At 65.1% G+C, this 15,437-nt stretch carries 13 protein-coding genes, 2 pseudogenes and 1 riboswitch; of the genes and pseudogenes, 10 read left to right on the plus strand and 5 right to left on the minus strand.

Going from position 1 to position 15,437, the window contains the following annotated elements:
- Positions 1-58: 58 nt before the first annotated feature.
- Entirely contained in the window at positions 59-1,468 is a 1,410-nt protein-coding gene (locus ACFC0O_RS18205) for a PLP-dependent aminotransferase family protein (RefSeq protein WP_375959177.1), read from the minus strand.
- On the opposite strand from ACFC0O_RS18205, the gene ACFC0O_RS18210 reads away from it, so the two are divergent.
- From ACFC0O_RS18210 to ACFC0O_RS18255, 10 genes and pseudogenes are all read left to right on the plus strand, one after another.
- Entirely contained in the window at positions 1,467-2,381 is a 915-nt protein-coding gene (locus tag ACFC0O_RS18210; RefSeq protein WP_375959179.1) for a DMT family transporter, read from the plus strand. The two genes, ACFC0O_RS18205 and ACFC0O_RS18210, sit on opposite strands and share 2 nt — an antisense overlap.
- Before the next feature lie 1,242 nt (positions 2,382-3,623).
- The gene (locus ACFC0O_RS18215; RefSeq protein WP_375959181.1) at positions 3,624-4,022 is read left to right on the plus strand and encodes a hypothetical protein; all 399 of its coding nucleotides are present in this window, start codon (positions 3,624-3,626) and stop codon (positions 4,020-4,022) included.
- A gap of 248 nt (positions 4,023-4,270) precedes the next feature.
- Positions 4,271-4,408: a hypothetical protein gene (locus tag ACFC0O_RS18220; protein WP_375959183.1), complete on the plus strand. Its 138-nt coding sequence runs from the start codon at positions 4,271-4,273 to the stop codon at positions 4,406-4,408.
- 437 nt (positions 4,409-4,845) lie between these two features.
- A complete protein-coding gene (locus ACFC0O_RS18225) occupies positions 4,846-5,403 on the plus strand; it encodes a hypothetical protein (RefSeq protein ID WP_375959185.1) in 558 nt (185 codons plus the stop codon).
- Positions 5,404-5,617: 214 nt separating this feature from the next.
- Positions 5,618-6,232 carry a hypothetical protein gene (locus tag ACFC0O_RS18230; RefSeq protein ID WP_375959187.1) on the plus strand — a complete coding sequence of 205 codons (615 nt, stop codon included), beginning with the start codon at positions 5,618-5,620 and terminating at the stop codon, positions 6,230-6,232.
- A 721-nt stretch (positions 6,233-6,953) separates the two neighbouring features.
- Positions 6,954-7,508, plus strand: a complete 555-nt coding sequence (locus tag ACFC0O_RS18235; protein WP_375959189.1) for an ATP-binding protein — start codon at positions 6,954-6,956, stop codon at positions 7,506-7,508.
- Between the two features lie 73 nt (positions 7,509-7,581).
- Positions 7,582-8,598: a hypothetical protein gene (locus ACFC0O_RS18240; RefSeq protein WP_375959191.1), complete on the plus strand. Its 1,017-nt coding sequence runs from the start codon at positions 7,582-7,584 to the stop codon at positions 8,596-8,598.
- A 79-nt stretch (positions 8,599-8,677) separates the two neighbouring features.
- Entirely contained in the window at positions 8,678-8,986 is a 309-nt protein-coding gene (locus ACFC0O_RS18245; protein ID WP_375959193.1) for a hypothetical protein, read from the plus strand.
- 59 nt (positions 8,987-9,045) lie between these two features.
- Positions 9,046-9,225 (plus strand): annotated as a pseudogene (locus ACFC0O_RS18250) (nitroreductase family deazaflavin-dependent oxidoreductase); the annotation flags it as partial.
- 189 nt (positions 9,226-9,414) lie between these two features.
- Positions 9,415-10,362 (plus strand): decaprenyl-phosphate phosphoribosyltransferase, encoded by a 948-nt coding sequence (locus tag ACFC0O_RS18255; RefSeq protein ID WP_375959195.1) that lies wholly within the window; start codon positions 9,415-9,417, stop codon positions 10,360-10,362.
- A 106-nt stretch (positions 10,363-10,468) separates the two neighbouring features.
- On the opposite strand, the gene metE is transcribed toward ACFC0O_RS18255, so the two are convergent.
- From metE to ACFC0O_RS18275, 4 genes and pseudogenes are all read right to left on the minus strand, one after another.
- Positions 10,469-12,733, minus strand: coding sequence for a 5-methyltetrahydropteroyltriglutamate--homocysteine S-methyltransferase (gene metE, locus ACFC0O_RS18260; protein ID WP_375959197.1), 2,265 nt, complete (start codon positions 12,731-12,733; stop codon positions 10,469-10,471).
- 139 nt (positions 12,734-12,872) lie between these two features.
- A riboswitch (cobalamin riboswitch) is annotated at positions 12,873-13,107 on the minus strand.
- 215 nt (positions 13,108-13,322) lie between these two features.
- Positions 13,323-13,687, minus strand: a pseudogene (locus ACFC0O_RS18265) (DUF5914 domain-containing protein); the annotation flags it as partial.
- Positions 13,688-14,166: 479 nt separating this feature from the next.
- Positions 14,167-14,628 (minus strand): hypothetical protein, encoded by a 462-nt coding sequence (locus ACFC0O_RS18270; RefSeq protein WP_375959199.1) that lies wholly within the window; start codon positions 14,626-14,628, stop codon positions 14,167-14,169.
- A 9-nt stretch (positions 14,629-14,637) separates the two neighbouring features.
- Positions 14,638-15,411: an ArsR/SmtB family transcription factor gene (locus ACFC0O_RS18275; protein ID WP_375959201.1), complete on the minus strand. Its 774-nt coding sequence runs from the start codon at positions 15,409-15,411 to the stop codon at positions 14,638-14,640.
- Positions 15,412-15,437: the final 26 nt, after the last annotated feature.

Here is a 15,437-nt window from a genome sequence, read left to right on the forward strand (position 1 = left end):
GAGATCATCCAGCCTGCAAGGCTTTTGACGCATGGTCCGGGATGGCCGACTGGGAGGTTCAGAGCTGCAGGGTCAGGGCTGTGGCGATGGTTCGTGCGGCGGAAGGGAATCCGTGGGAGTTGGGGCCGGTGAAATTCAGGCGTAGGTGGGGGCCCGAGGGTTCCGTGGGAAACCATTCGTGGCCGGAGGCAACATAGACGCCGCGGGCCTCGCAGTCGCGGACGAGCCTGTCGGTGTCGGTGTTGTCGGGCAGTTGCGCCCACAGATGGAGTCCACCTGCGGGGACGTGGGCGACGCCCAGGTGCGGAGCATGCTCGCGCAGGCTGGCGACCAGCAGGTCACGACGGTCACGGAGTTGGCCGCGGAGTCGGCGCAGGTGCGTTTTCCAGCCGGGGTCGGTGAGGACCTCGAGGGCGGCGTGCTGGAGAAGCCCGCTCACATAGAGGGATTCGGCGGACCGGTCGGCGAGGAAACGCTCGCGCGCCGGGCCGCGGGCGATGACGGCGCCGATGCGAATGGCCGGGGACATGCTCTTGGTCAACGAGCGGATGTAGACGACATGGCCCTCCGAGTCCTGGGCCGCGACCGGGCGCGGATCCGTGTCGATGCCGAAATCGTGTGCCCAGTCATCCTCGACCAGGAACGCGCCGTGTGCTCGGACGACATCGACGACGGCAGCGGCACGCTCGGGAGACCATTGCACGCCAGTCGGATTCGCATAGTTCGGCTGTGCGTAGAAGGCACGGGCACCGGTCTCACGGAAAGAGCGGTCCAGTCCTTCCGGATCGGGTCCTTCGGCATCGCTCGACACCGGAACGAGTCGGACGCCGGATTGGTGTGCGGCGAGGATCGCACCCCAGTACGTCGGGGATTCGATCAGCAACGGCCGACCCGGGGCCATGAGCGCGCGAAAGACCGATGTCAGCCCGCTTTGGCTGCCGGGGACGATCACCACGTCGTTCGCGGTCGGGGCGGTGAGACCGGCGGGCGTCTGGGCAGCCAGCTCTGTCGCGAACCAGTTTCGAAGATCGTCGATGCCCGCCGAAGGCGGGCGTGAGGTGGCTGTCGATCCGCGCGCCGCACGGATCAGCGCTGCGCGAATCAACCGCTCGGGCAACAGATCCGCCTCGGGATAGCCGGAGTGCAGCGCCTGCGCGTCCGGTGGCGCGATGCGCATGGCCCCGCTGACACTGGGCAGCACGTGGCGCGGGGTGCCCAGGGCCGCAGTCTGCCATCCGTAGTCCTGCGGACGCACGGCGCGCGGTGCGCGGACGAAACTGCCGACGCCCGGTCGGCTTTCGATGAGACCCTCAGCCACGAGGGCGCGCAGGGCCTTCTGCACGGTGACCGGGCTGGCGGCGTACTCGGTCACCAACCGGCGCGTGGACGGAAGCTGCGCGCTGGGAGCGGCAGCGGCGATCCACGCGCGGAGGTCATCGACAATTCGACTACTGCTATCGTTGAACATGTCAGTCAAGAGTAGCGCTACTGTAGAAACGTCCGCTCCGCTACCGTCCGCATCGGCCGGTCTGGGTTGGGGATTCGTGGGTGTCGTGGCCTTCTCGTTCACGGTGCCGTTCACTCGTGTTGCCGTGGGCGGGCTTTCACCACTGTTCATCGGGTCGGGGCGGGCCGTGGTGGCCGCGCTGCTGGCGGGTGTCGCGCTGGCGGCTACTCGTCAGGCGCTACCGTCGGGCACGCAGTGGGTGCGGATTCTGGTGGTCGCGGCTGGTGTGGTCTTCGGTTTTCCGGTTCTCACGTCGTATGCGCTGACGACGACCCCCGCCAGTCACGGCGCGGTCGTGGTCGCCCTGCTGCCCGCGGCGACCGCCGTGGTGGCCGTCCTGCGCACCGGCGAACGACCGGCGCGCTCGTTCTGGTTGTTTTCCCTCACGGGCGCGCTCGCCGCCGTCGTCTTCGCCCTTGTGCAGAGCGGCGGTTTCGGCAGGGTGCACTGGGCCGACCTGCTGCTGTTCGGCGCGGTACTCGCGGCCGCGGTGGGGTACGCGGAAGGCGGTCTGCTCGCCCGCGAAATCGGCTCCTGGCAGACCGTGTCGTGGGCGCTGGTGCTGTCCTCACCGCTGATGCTCGCGCTCGCCGGTTCCGCCGTCGTCGATCGGGCGCCGTCGGGAACGGCAGTCGAATGGGCCTGCTTCGCGTACCTCTCGGTGGTGAGTATGTTTCTCGGGTTCTTCGCCTGGTACCGCGGTCTGGCGATCGGCCCCATGGCCCGGGTCAGTCAGGTGCAGCTCGTGCAGCCGGTCATGAGCATCTGCTGGGCGGCGTTGCTGCTCGGCGAGCATATCGGCTGGCTCACTCTCGCCGGTGGCCTCGCGGTTATCGCCTGCGCGAGCGGCGCGGTCCGCACCCGGCTCGGATGATCTCCTCGGCGGCATGCAGTGCGCGCTCCCCAGTCAGCCGGGAAGGACATATCGAGGCCGAAGTCGATGCCCGCGGCGGGCCGATGCGTACGGCGATCCCTTCTGGCTGCGAAACCGGCACTGCCCCAAAATCTTTGCCGCCCACGGTAGAGCGGCCAAGCCTTTGTCGGGTCGACACCGCCGGCCGACATCACACCCGCAACCAAGTCGGCAGCTCGATTACCTCAGGCCCAGCTGACTCCGGAACCGTTGAACCCCAACGTCCGCTACCGCTTACCGCGATCCAGAACGAATTCGGCCTCAACCACCAACCGTCCAGCAAGACGATGCTGGTCGCCACTGTTCCCATCCATGGCGTCCCCTGCCCCGGGGCACCGCCAAGGCAGTCATTCACTCAGATCGGCTGAGCCGCTGGATCTTCCATCACACTGCTCTGGCCGGTTCAATCGGCGCGGTATGTGGCATGTGAGTGCGTTCGCGCCGAATCGCCGGTCAGGGGGACAACCGAGCACTCGGCGGACAGATCTTCGTTCCCGCCTGCCGCTGATCGGAGCCTTCGAGTGTCAGATCGCGATCCGCCGTTTCCACCATGGGAGGTCGTGCGGGGCGAACGGGTCGTCAACAGTCCGGGCGAGGACGCGCTCATCGAGTGGCCCGAGTTCTCTCCGCAGTTCTCGCTGGGCTCGAGGCCGCAGGATATCGAGGACACGCTCTAAAAGTGTCCTGACGTGGTAATCGCCACTGCGTAGGTCCGTCTCGTCATGTCTGTAGTCGGGTGCCAGGTCTCGACGTGGGCGCCGGCCCGTGTCGGCCCATCGCCGGAAGGCGTGGGCGACTGACCCCGGGCGCAAGCCATTGGAGCGTTCGAAATCGGCGATCTGGCGATTCGCAGCGGACGACAGACGCCTGATGACAGGAGGCCGCCGGTGTTCAACTGGACGATGGGCGTGCGCGATACGTCGCGATAGCCGTGATCTGATCTCACCCGGTGAGCGGCGAGGCATGAGGAACTTCCAAGGGACGGACATTGCGGATGTGTGCTGAATCTAGTGGCATGGCGCGGCTGGTCTCAACGGCGACGGAGAGCGACCGTTGGGGTCTGGTGTGAGCAGGATCGGATTGGCGCAGGTTGTTCATGCCCTGGCGACTTCGCCGTTGGAGCACTGTCCCGATCTCGCGGAATGGATCGATATCGCCAAACCTGTCGTCGCACTCGGGGGAGACTGGCCCGCTGCGGTCGAAATGGCCGCCATGAGTACGGTTGAGTACCCCATCCTCGCAGAGGCCGTGCGGTGTCTGGCCGAACAGACCGCGCGGGATATCGGCGAGTTCCCACACCTGGATTTCTGGAGCACCGCCTGCGGGATCATCGCGCGCTCGTACACGCTCGGTGTTCTGGACAGCGAATTCGAGGTGGCAGATCGAATGGACCTTGTGTGGATGGACCTTCGTCGAGACACCGCACCCGCCCGTACCAGGGAGCTTCTCTTCGAAGGGATGGCGATTCACGAGCTGGCGGGTTACTCCGGCCTCGGCATCACCGAACGAGCGATTGCCTTGGTAGCTGAGGCCGACCGACTCATACCACCGGGTGTGGTCGATCGCGCTTTCTGCGAAGTCGTGCTGGAGTCTCTCCTCTGAACCGAGGGCCGCGCCGTAGATCCAGTTTCCTGCACGCTCATCCGCAGTTCAGCACGTTCGGACAGCTCCAGATCGCCTCGGCCAGTTGATCTTTCACCGCCCCTCGCTGACCGGTTCGGTCAGAACGGCCTGCGGCATGAGAGTGTGGCGGTCAGCGATCGTGAATAGCTTCTGGATAGTGCGTTCGGATCAGCTGATGTCCTGGACGGCTAGCGCTGGCTATCGCCCCACGTGCGTGCGTACCGCTCGTGTTCGGCTTGCTGCTCAGTGGTTCGCTCGTGGTGGTAGTCCGCGCTCAACCGGGCACGGACGGCAACCATCACCCTTCGGGCGGCGAGCAGAACTCCGACAAAAGCCACCACGATAACGGCTATCTGGCCGGCTGATTCGGCAGAGTTCAATATCTGGGTGGAGGACATGGCCAGCCTTCGCAATCTCGTGTTGCCCAGCGTGGTCGAGCGCGAAGGGAGGGTCCGTTGTAGCGCAGTCCGGGCGGTTCTGTCTCTTCACCGTAATCCGTATAGCAGGCGGTTGGTCAACACCTCTCACATGCCAGACTTGCATTGTCCACAATCACCTCGAAACCTCAGGCAGTCCCCACCATCTGACATCGGCGAATCGCGAAGGTCCCGCGAACGCACACGAACAGCTGATCTACCGGGTCGCCCAACAGTCGATAGATGGGTCATGTCCTCAACTCGGCACGAGCGGACGTCTCCAGCCCAACGGCATGCTTTGCGGCCACCTCGAACCGGGCCACAATCCGACCAAGCCGGTGTTGGGCCGCAACGCACCAATCGAACGAGGTCGCTATCCTCGCCACGTGTCGGCTGTCGGTAACGCTCAAATCATTCACGCCCTGTCCAGGCTGGATGACGATGGCCACGTGATCGGCGACGAATGGCCCCGGCTGGCGCAGGAAATGGTGAGGTTGGATTTGAACTGGCCTGCCATCTGCGACCTCGCCCGATTGAACGACCCGGCGGAGTCGGAGGTTTCGGCCAAAGTAGCCGAGTTGTCCACCCAGCTCGAAGCTCACCCAGGGGTGCACCCCCGTCTGGATCCGTGGGACGTCGTTGTCGGACTATATGGACGCGCCTGGCGCATGGATCTGATCGATCATCTGGACGCTATGTATCGGATGGAGATGGTTCGAGGCCTGTGTTATTTCGAGCTGGACGCCAGCGATAGCGCCGCGATCTACCTGTTCTGGCGGGCAGGGCAAGTCACTGAACAGGACGATTACACCCTGCCAACGGAAACGGTGGATTTCCTGTGCCGCGAGGTCCTCGAGGCAGCAGACCAGCTCCTGCCACCCGGTGCAGTGGACTATCCGCTGTGTCAGGCAATACGAAAAGCCATGCATGCCAATGGTTGCTAAGGTTTCGTCCGCAACTCGGTAGCAGGCAACGCGGACGCGAAGTGACATCCGGAAATCGGTGCGGGCTCAGGCGATCATCGTGCACTGCCGACGACCGGACTGTGTTCAGCCCGCTGATCTTTCGGGGTGCCGGGCCGGCCGTTCGGTCCGCGCGGTATGCGGCCGGTTGGTGCAACAGGCTGGTCCTTGACGCTGGTATGCGATCCGCGTTCGTATGGCCGATCATGTGCAGGTGAATGTGGATGAGATTGGTCGTCGCAGCGAGGAACTCGCGGCGCGGCTCGGTGTGCGAGCTCCCGACGTCGAGTCGGGCGGTGTGCCGCCGTGGTGTGTGAACGGATTGCGGTTGCGTCGGAGCAAGCGGCGCATCGTGCTGGTGGTCGGGGACGCGTTCGATGGTTTGTCAGCCTTCGAGCAGGAGGGCGCGCTCGCGTATGTGGTCGCGGCAGCGGGCGATGCCGCCGCGGCGGCGGGCAACAGGAACACCGGGTTTAATCGGGTATTTCGACTCATCGGTTTCGTTGTCGGGGTGACTATTTCGCTGACGGTTTTTCTCGCTGTGATCGGCTCACCGGCGGTGATGGGGGCTGCGGCGGTCCTGGCATTGTCGGGGTGCGCCTTTGTCGTGATGAGCGTGGCGTGGACTCGTCGAATGATCTATCGGACAGATCAACTGATCACCGAGGTGATGGGTCGGCCGACGATGGACATGTTGTTCACTCGCGAACGCCGTGGACCGCGCCCTCCGGGGGTTCGTGGCCTGTATTCGAGGGTGGCTGTTCCGAGCGATCGGCAACGTCTGGAACGTATCGGCGTAGGTGTGCGTTAGTCGAGCGTTCTTGGCCGGTGGGTCGGGATCAGGCAGTCGTCCGCCGGGATGCTGGCCCAACGAATACCTCTGACCCTCGACCGCTACGAAATCATCACCGAGAGCACAGAGAAAATTGAGCTCGTCTATGCCGCAACATGTTTCACCGCCTTCGGACCTTCCCGCACGGTTCGACCGAAAGTTCGTGGTTCTTCGTCTCGGGCCAGGTCATTCGCGGCTGGTGCTGCGAAGCACCGGGTTCGACACACCCGACTGTATCGAGATCACCTTCGGTGGCGTAGCCGCAATGAAACTGCACGCCTCCTACACGCCCCTGACCGTCGATGCCGCGGACGCGGCACAGACCGAGGAGATGTCCAGGTTTTCGGGTGCGGGTCCGCGAGCGCGCGACAGGCAGCTCTGTTTCGCGCTCAAGTCCGATCGCGAAGACGGGCTGGTTTTGTGTGAGAGCCTCGGTATCTGGTCCCATCCCCGAAGCGCGATAGTCGCAGGGCAATACACCGTTCCTCATCCGAACTCGGAGTTGATCCACTCAAGCGTTAGCCCGTTCCGTTGACGCTTGAGCCGTCGATCGAAGTGCGTCGTGACCGCTGTGAACCGCGCGCCATGCGGTAGAGGAGTGTGTTGGATGAGTCATGCCTTTCGGTGATCTGAGGCAATGCTTCAGGCTCGCCTCGAAGCACAGACCAGGCCGGCTCTCCGCACCCGATATCCTCCAGCCATGATCATCTGGCTGAACGGAACCTTCGGCGCCGGAAAGGCCACCACGGCAACAGAATTGACCGCGCTTATTCCTGGGTCACGTATCTTCGACACCGAGGAAGTCGGAGTCATGCTTCGCCACGTCCTCACCTCCGAAACTGTCCGCGACTTTCAGGACTGGCGCCCCTGGCGAGGGCTGGTCGTGGCTACCGCGACGCAAGTCCTCGACTATGTCGGCGGCCTGCTCGTTATCCCTCAGACCGTGCTCGTTCAGCAATACTGGCGCGAGATCCGCAGCGGGTTCGAAGCCGCGGACATACCGGTGTTGCATATCGCCCTCCACGCCGACCGCAGCGAACTCACCCGCCGCATCGAGCGAGACATCGCCGAAACCGGCGCACGCCAGTGGCGTCTGAAGCATCTCGACACCTACGAGACAGCTCGATCCTGGCAGAGCCAGGAAGCGCACGTCATCGACACTACTGACCTGGATCCGGCCGGGGTCGCGAAACTGATTGCCACACAAGCCGAACGCACCCGAACAGCAACGACGGATCAACAACAGGAGAACTGACGACAGCACACCTCGGATCTGTCGCGGAATCAACGAGATCCGACCAACGACTGTCGGCCGGTTCGAGTATCTATTGTTCTGGCAGCAGGCTTTTGGTGAAGGGGGTGGCGTGGACGGGCAGAATTGGATTTCGGCCTACCAGCAGTACAACGACGTTGGGGCGATCGAATCCATGCGGGAGGACATGCTCACGTTGGCGGCGTTGCTGGCCTCGGATGTTCCCGAGGTCGCGGACAGGGTGCGTTCGACGTCCGACGATCCTCGGCGTGAGCTGACCCGGGCATTGGGTGACCACCGGTTGTCGGCGAACTTCGACGTCAAGTGGGACATCGTGTCCGTGCGGGACGCATTGGAGTCGCTCGAGTCCTATCCCGCGGGTACGCGCTGGGACTGGCATCCCAATTTCCTTGCCGCGTACGGGGATTGGGATGCCGGTGATCAACTGGAGGTGTTCCTCGAATACACTGGGGAGAGTCTGCGCGAGCTCGGGTTCGCGTTGGTCTCTTTGCCCACGTTCTCCGACGACTACGACTTTGTCGTGATCCGCAAGGCGGAGTTCGCTGCTCGGCGAAGCGAAGCGATCGACCGATGGTGTCAGATCGTGCAGCCGGGGACGTTTTCGCGAACCGTCCGGCGGCTTGCCGATCGCAATGCGGTGGGCAGGCGTGCGGTCATGAGCCGGTGGGACCGGTTCGCCGAGGATCTTGCCGTCATGCTGCGCGAAGGTATTGGCGCCGACGCGATTCTGGACATCCGCGCATCGGAAACCGTTGGGGTGCAGCTGAATCAGATCGGTATCAATCGCTTGGCGGTCGGCATGGAGCCCTCGATGTTCGCCGAGAATGATCCGAGCGAACTGGCGAGCGAGGGCTGGGCGCTCAGTGATGACGGGTGGGAAGACGACAACTGGTGGGAGATACCGCTGTCGAAGGTGCCCGAGATATGCGAGAGCATCGCGCGAAGGCTGGCCGCGGCACTGCGCCGATCCGGGGTCGGTTCTCCGGCAGAATTGACCGCTAAGACCTGGGTGTACAGCGACAGCACAGTAGCCTTGTGGCGCATGGACATTCCGGTCACCTTCGACCGATAGCGCCGCCCTTCCGGCACTCATCCGACAGGCCGCCGGCGCTTCGAGTGCTGTCTCAGCCGTCATAAAGAATGGATATGCGATGAACACCCATCAGCCCACCGAATCGGGGCAGGAGACTCGCGACGATGATCCTGTGGTCCCCGCCTTCATTCCCACGCTCCTTGTCATGCTGATCAGCCTCGAAGAGCGCAAGGTCACGGATTTGACCGAGGCCGAACTCCTCGACGCGCGCGACAACGCACCGGTCATGATGTTGCCCCTGTCAATCCAGCACGAGGTGAACAAGTCCCGGGGATATCGCGACATCGACCCGGACAACCTCTGGCAGGAATGGTGCCTCTACAAATCCGGCGAGGACCCCTTCACACTCGCCGATGATCACCTGTGAATACGCCGCGTGAATTCCTCGTCGAGCTAAGACGGTGACTGTCCTAATTCGAGGACATAATCGAGCTCGGAGACAAGACCTACCGGGCGCGCGGCACGGTGCTCGAAGGTGCGGAATACGACGAGTTCGCAGCCTGGGCGCTGGCTGAAAACCCGCTGCTGGCGGACTTCCAGTCCAAAGTCGACAGGCCGATCCCACTGGTCGTGCTGACCCTGCTCGGCAACCCCACCGGACCCTGAATCTCGGGAAGCTGCAGCGGTTTACCGCTCTGCGAGGAATTCCGGCGAGATGCTTGACCGAGACACGAGGGGCGGTGTTTGGGAGTATGTCGGGGGCGGTGTCGCGGGGGTCACAAACGAGGGCGTCGATGCACCGTGCCAGTTACTCAAAGGGATTCGTCCGCCTCCATGGGAAGCAGTCACGTTGTTATGAGCGAAGAACCGACGACCATCGAACTCGACGAGGCCGTCCTCGCCGGACCACCCAAGACGTTGGCCGGTGGCCTGATCAAGGCGGTGCGGCCACGTCAGTGGGTCAAGAATGTCCTGGTCTTGGCGGCACCGCTGGCCGCGGGGACGATTCCGGGTACCGACACCTTTGCCATCTCCGATCTCACGCGCGATCTGCACATCGGTATCGCGTTCGTGGTGTTCTGTCTGGCGGCCGCGGGCATCTACCTGGTCAACGACTCTCTCGACGTCGAGGCCGACCGGGCGCATCCGACCAAACGCTACCGGCCGATCGCGGCCGGTGTAGTTCCGGTGAATCTGGCCTACGCGCTGTCGGTGGTGCTGCTCACCAGCTCGATCCTGCTCTCGTTCGCGGCATCGGCGCAGCTGGCGGTGGTGATGGCGATCTACGTCGGCATCCAGCTCGCATACTGCTTCGCGCTCAAGCATCAGGCGGTGCTCGACATCTGCATTGTCTCGTCGGGCTTCCTGCTGCGCGCGATCGCCGGTGGCGCGGCGGCCAATATCGCGCTGTCGCAATGGTTCCTACTGATCGCGGCGTTCGGCTCGCTGTTCATGGCCGCGGGTAAGCGCTACGCCGAGATGAAGATCGCCCTGGACACCGGCGCCAAGATTCGCAAGTCGCTGCAGTACTACACGCCCACCTACCTACGGTTCGTCTGGACCCTGTCGGGCACGGCGGTCGTGATCTTCTACGGGCTGTGGGCATTCGAGGCCGATCACAAGGACAACCCCTGGTTCGCCATCTCGATGGTTCCCTTCACGATCGCCATCCTGCGCTACGCGGTCGACATCGATGGGGCGGGCGCCGGTGAACCCGAAGAGATCGTGCTGGGTGACCGCATACTGCAAGTGCTGACGCTGGCCTGTGCCGCGTGCATCGGTGTGGCGGTGTACCTCACCTAGCTCACCGACGCGTATCGCGAAATCGGCCCCAGCCGAACGGTTGTGGCCATCGGCCGGGGTGTTCCGCGCGGTGGAACACCCCGGCCGTGTCAGTGCGACGCCGCGATCAGCGCAGCGCCTTGGCCGCCGCGACCAGGTTGCGCAGCGAGGCGGTCACCTCATCGGTGCGGCGGGTTTTGAGACCGCAGTCCGGGTTGACCCAGAGTCGTTCGGCGGGAACGGCTTTGAGAGCCAGGGCGAGCGACTTCTCGATTTCCTCGGTGCCGGGCACGCGCGGGGAGTGGATGTCGTAGACACCCGGTCCCACACCGAGATCGAATCCGGCCGCGTTGAGGTCATCCAGGACCTCCATATGCGAGCGGGCGGCCTCGATGGAGGTGACGTCGGCGTCCAGGCCCGCGATGGCGCCGATGACCTCACCGAACTCCGAATAGCACAGGTGCGTGTGGATTTGGGTGGTGTCCGCGACGCCGGCGGTCGAGAGGCGGAACGCGTCGACCGCCCACTCCAGATACGCGGCCTGATCGGCTTTGCGCAGCGGGAGCAGCTCGCGCAGGGCGGGCTCGTCGACCTGGATGATGCCGATGCCGGCGCTCTCCAGATCGACGGTCTCGTCACGGATCGCGAGCGCGATCTGGCGGGCGGTATCGGCCAGCGGCTGATCATCGCGAATGAACGACCAGGCCAGGATGGTGACCGGACCCGTCAGCATGCCCTTGACCGGCTTGCTGGTCAGCGACTGCGCGTAGGTGATCCACTGCACGGTCATCACCTCCGGGCGCACCACATCGCCGTACACGATCGGCGGGCGCACGCAGCGGGTGCCGTAGGACTGCACCCAGCCGTTGATCGTGGCGGCGAACCCGTCGAGCTGTTCGGCGAAGTACTGCACCATGTCGTTGCGCTCGGGCTCACCGTGCACCAGCACGTCGAGTCCGATTTCCTCTTGCAGCGCAATGACTTCGGCGATCTCGGCGCGCATGCGAGCGTCGTATTCGGCGGCGTCGATCTCGCCCTTGCGCAGCTCGGCGCGGGCGATGCGGATGCGACTGGTCTGCGGGTAGGAGCCGATGGTGGTGGTCGGCAGCAGCGGCAGGTTCAGCCGCTCCTGCTGCACCGTGCGGCGTTCGTCGGCCGGGGTGCGGCTGATCGCGTCCGCGTCCAGACCGGCCAGGCGTTCGCGCACCGATTCAACCCGCAAGCGCGGATCGGCCTTGCGGTCCGCCACGGCGGTGCGCGCGACCGCGAGCGCCTCGGCGACCGCGGTCTCACTGTCGGTGAGAGCGGTTGCCAGCACCCGGATTTCGGCGATCTTCTCTTCGCCGAACGCCAGCCAGCTGCGCAGCCGCTCATCGAGATCGGTCTCGGGTGCGAGGCTGTACGGCACGTGCAGCAGCGAGCAGGAGCTCGACACGGCAACGCTCACACCGGCTTCGCGCAGACCGGTCAGGCGCGGCAGCGCATGATCGGGATCCACCCGCCAGATGTTGTGGCCGTCGACCACGCCCGCCACGATCAGCTTGTTCGTGATCGACTGCGCCGCAGCCACATCCGCGTCACCACTGGCGACCAGATCGAGCGCGATGCCCTCGATGCCGGTCTCGGCGAGCGCGGGCAGCGCCTCCCCCACTCGCCCGAAGTAGGTGGCCACCAGGATCGAGGGCCGCGAACTCGCCTGCGACAGTTGCTGATAGGTGTCGCGCACCGCGGCCAGCTCGGCTGCGGACAGGTCGGTGACCAGACTCGGCTCATCGATCTGCACCCAGCTCGCCCCCGCCTCGGCCAGCAGCGCGAGCAGTCGCTCGTACAGCGGCAGCAGGCTCGGCAGCAGGTCGAGCAGATCGCTGCCGTCGACCGATTTGGCGAGCTTGAGGAAGGTGATCGGCCCGACCACCACCGGCCGTGCCGGAATACCGAGCGCCAGCGCCTCTTTCAGCTCCGCGAGCGGCTTGTCTGGATGCAGCGAGAACTGCGTCGCCGCCGACAACTCCGGCACCAGGTAGTGGTAGTTGGTGTCGAACCACTTGGTCATTTCCAGCGGCGCGACCTCGGCATTGCCGCGCGCGGCGGCGAAATAACGGTCCAGTTCATCGGCGATACCCGATACCCGCTCGGGCAGTGCGCCCAGCAGGACCGCGGTATCGAGGACCTGGTCGTAGTACGAGAACGTGCCGACCGGAACCGAATCCAGCCCGGCATCACGGGCGGCGGTGAGCGCGGTGGTGCGCAGGTTCCGGGCGACCTCGTGCAGGGCGGCGGCGTCGCTGCGCCCGGCCCAGTACGCTTCGATCGCCTTCTTGAGCTCCCGGTTCGGACCGATACGCGGTAGCCCCAGCACTGTTGCGGTGAAGGTGTTTTCAGGGTTCGACATCGAATGAACTCCATGGTTCAGCAGCCAGTGACCGCCACCCATAACGAGCGCACACCCAGCGAGCCCACAGCAGCATCGTTCCCGTGCCCGGGTCCACTCGGCGCAACGCCCAATCCACGAGGCGACGACCGCCGGATACGGCGTATCCGGCACAGCGGGCAGGTCTTCGGACTCGTGGGCATCGACCCCGATGGGGTCGGCCCCGGCGCTCGAGGCCCGGGGCTGGTCCTACTGACCGTCGCTTCCCAGGCATACTTCCGGCGCCCAGTGCGAATGACGGCTGTCGTTCCCACTCACCGCTGCGGGACAGTCCCGGATTCTCACCGGGTTCCCTCTCGCCCACCGGCGCGCGAACGCACCGTCGGACTTCGACGCCTTCGGGTTGGGGTCAGGGGCTCCTCGACTCCACCTCCGGCGAACCAGCTGCGGAGGCGAATATAGCGAAAACCAATGGGATAGCGAAAGGCGGGTCCGGTCCGTCCCACGGAGTGGACATACCGAACGATGCGCGAGGGGTCCGGGTGCCGATAGGACGAGATCCGCCCGAAGCCCGCGGGCAGGACCATCGCCCGAGGGGACCGCCGCCGCTCTACCGGTGCTGTGTGCGCAGCCGGTAGCGCCGCTCGGCGTAGGCGAGATCATCGCGCCACAATCGATTCGCGGCGTGGTTCATCGCCGGACGCAGCAGCGACAGCGCGTGGTGTGCGAACCGAATCCCGGACGATCCGAGGTCGCGATGGTCGTCTCCACCACTGCGGTGCGGGCTTGGCCGTCCGGGCCGGGACCCATTGGGGTGGCATGGGTTTCGACGACGCTGCCCGTTCCTTCGCCCGCCACGATGTGCATCACGATGGTGCGCGAATCCGGGCAGCTGAATTCGGCGCGCACCGGTACGCCCAGTCGGCGGGTCACGTGGAAGGTCACCGCCAACTCTAATCGGTGATTGTCCTCGGTGATCCCCTCGCGCGGCGGCGTACCGGCGGGCCGCTCACCCAGAATCGTTGCCTCAGTATTTGTTTCACGGCCGACGCCCCTGCGACCAGCGCAGGGTCGCAGCGATCAGTGCGGGATCGGCGTCCTGATAGGTGGGCCGCTGACGTGGCCAGGTTCCTGGCGAGAATCGTTGTAGCGGAGAGTTCTTCGGCCCGGAGACGAGTTCGGAGCGGATCCCGCACCGCGGGAATCGATTCGATCGATCGACACCCCGCATCGGAACGGGACGGTCGCCGAACATTTTTGACGCCTCTGCCCGTTTGTCAGGGCCCACGCGGAGATACTGAGCTGGTGAAGGACATGACAAGCGAGTCCGATTCGGGTGATCTGCCCGCAGTGGACATGCGTTCGGTCGAGAAGATCGTCGGGGCGGGGAGTGCGTCCTTCGAATATTGTTGGTATGAAGCGTATTTCGGCACCTTAGCCACCACGCGATGCGACTAGCCCGGTGCGGGCTTGGTGAATCGAACACCGTTGAAGGTGTGGGTGCAGCACGCGCACGCGGGCTCCAGACTCGTGTGGTCGATCTCGGGATTCACCACGCGAAGTATCCCGCCCGAGTCGACATACAGCCCGCTGTAATAGCTCGCCTCACCGATCCGCACGTAGTCTCGGCGATCGAAGTCCCGTACCGCGACAAGCCAGAAGATCGGCTCACTGTGATCGAGCCGGGATCGCGCCTCGGCCACGGTCGACTCCCAGTTCGACCCGACCCGCGAGAGCAGGAATCGGAACAGCGGTGTGTAATCTCGCCCGCGTTGCGTCGATCGCCCCATACCCTGGTGTGTCACATCGGATTTCACGCTCGGCGCGGTGTTGCGCCGATGCCGGTACTCACCGCCGCGCGGACGTGAGCCCCGCGCGGTCGTGTTGTCCTTGCGATACAGCGGCGCCTTGTCCACATCCCGACTCTACGGAGTCGCGGGTGCGGTGTCGGGGCGTGTGGTCAACGCGCTCAGCCCGTCTCGTCCGCGCGGGGTGATGCGGATACTGCGCGGGGTGGTGCCGCGAACGATCCAGTCGAGAGCGAACAGTCGGGTGGTGATCGCGCTGCCGAGCGGGCCGGACAGGTGGTGTGCCTGTTCGGTCCAGTCGACGCAGTAGCGCAGCGGCGCGGTGGTGCACAGCAGATGCGGCGCGATCCCCCAGTCCGCCAGCGCGGCAGCGCCGGCGGAGGTGAGCAGGTAGTCGGTCCCTCTTCCGGGTGCGGAGAGCCGATCACTACTGCTGGCGGGATGATGCAGGCCGTCACCTCCGGTAACCCATCCGGCCCCGAGGAGCTGACCGAACAGATCGACGCCCGCACGTCCGGCCAGGTGGTGGTAGCAGGTGCGGGCGGTGCGCAAGGCCGCGGCACGTGTGTGTTCGCGCAGTGAGGTGATCGGGGTGCGCGGTGCGAGGGCCGCGAGCGCTTCCAGCACGCCCTCGACCTCGCCGCTGGCGAGCCGGTAGTAGCGGTGGCGGCCTTGCTGATCGGCAGTGACGAGCTTGTGCTCGAGCAGCAGGGACAGATGGTTGCTGATGGTGGAGGCGGCCACCCCGGCCTCCTCGGCGAGCCGCCCGGCCGGGAGCGCGCGGCCGTCGGCCAGGGCGATGAGCACGCGCGCGCGGCGCGGATCGGCGAACGCGGACGCCAGGCGGGCGATGTCCGGCTCGCCCTGCGGGTCGTGCGGCATAGAGGACATGCCCCGATGCTAGGCGCGAAATACTT

This window comes from Nocardia sp. NPDC056100, assembly GCF_042266325.1.
Taxonomy (GTDB): Bacteria; Actinomycetota; Actinomycetes; order Mycobacteriales; family Mycobacteriaceae; genus Nocardia.

What these genes read in the sequence shown, in the direction of transcription:
- ACFC0O_RS18215 (WP_375959181.1), top strand. Translation starts at nt 3,624, where the DNA reads ATGGCCGCCATGAGTACGGTTGAGTACCCCATCCTCGCAGAGGCCGTG.
- ACFC0O_RS18275 (WP_375959201.1), bottom strand. Translation starts at nt 15,411, where the DNA reads ATGTCCTCTATGCCGCACGACCCGCAGGGCGAGCCGGACATCGCCCGC.
- metE (WP_375959197.1), bottom strand. Translation starts at nt 12,733, where the DNA reads ATGTCGAACCCTGAAAACACCTTCACCGCAACAGTGCTGGGGCTACCG.
- ACFC0O_RS18255 (WP_375959195.1), top strand. Translation starts at nt 9,415, where the DNA reads ATGAGCGAAGAACCGACGACCATCGAACTCGACGAGGCCGTCCTCGCC.
- ACFC0O_RS18235 (WP_375959189.1), top strand. Translation starts at nt 6,954, where the DNA reads ATGATCATCTGGCTGAACGGAACCTTCGGCGCCGGAAAGGCCACCACG.
- ACFC0O_RS18230 (WP_375959187.1), top strand. Translation starts at nt 5,618, where the DNA reads ATGGCCGATCATGTGCAGGTGAATGTGGATGAGATTGGTCGTCGCAGC.
- ACFC0O_RS18245 (WP_375959193.1), top strand. Translation starts at nt 8,678, where the DNA reads ATGAACACCCATCAGCCCACCGAATCGGGGCAGGAGACTCGCGACGAT.
- ACFC0O_RS18205 (WP_375959177.1), bottom strand. Translation starts at nt 1,468, where the DNA reads ATGTTCAACGATAGCAGTAGTCGAATTGTCGATGACCTCCGCGCGTGG.
- ACFC0O_RS18210 (WP_375959179.1), top strand. Translation starts at nt 1,467, where the DNA reads ATGTCAGTCAAGAGTAGCGCTACTGTAGAAACGTCCGCTCCGCTACCG.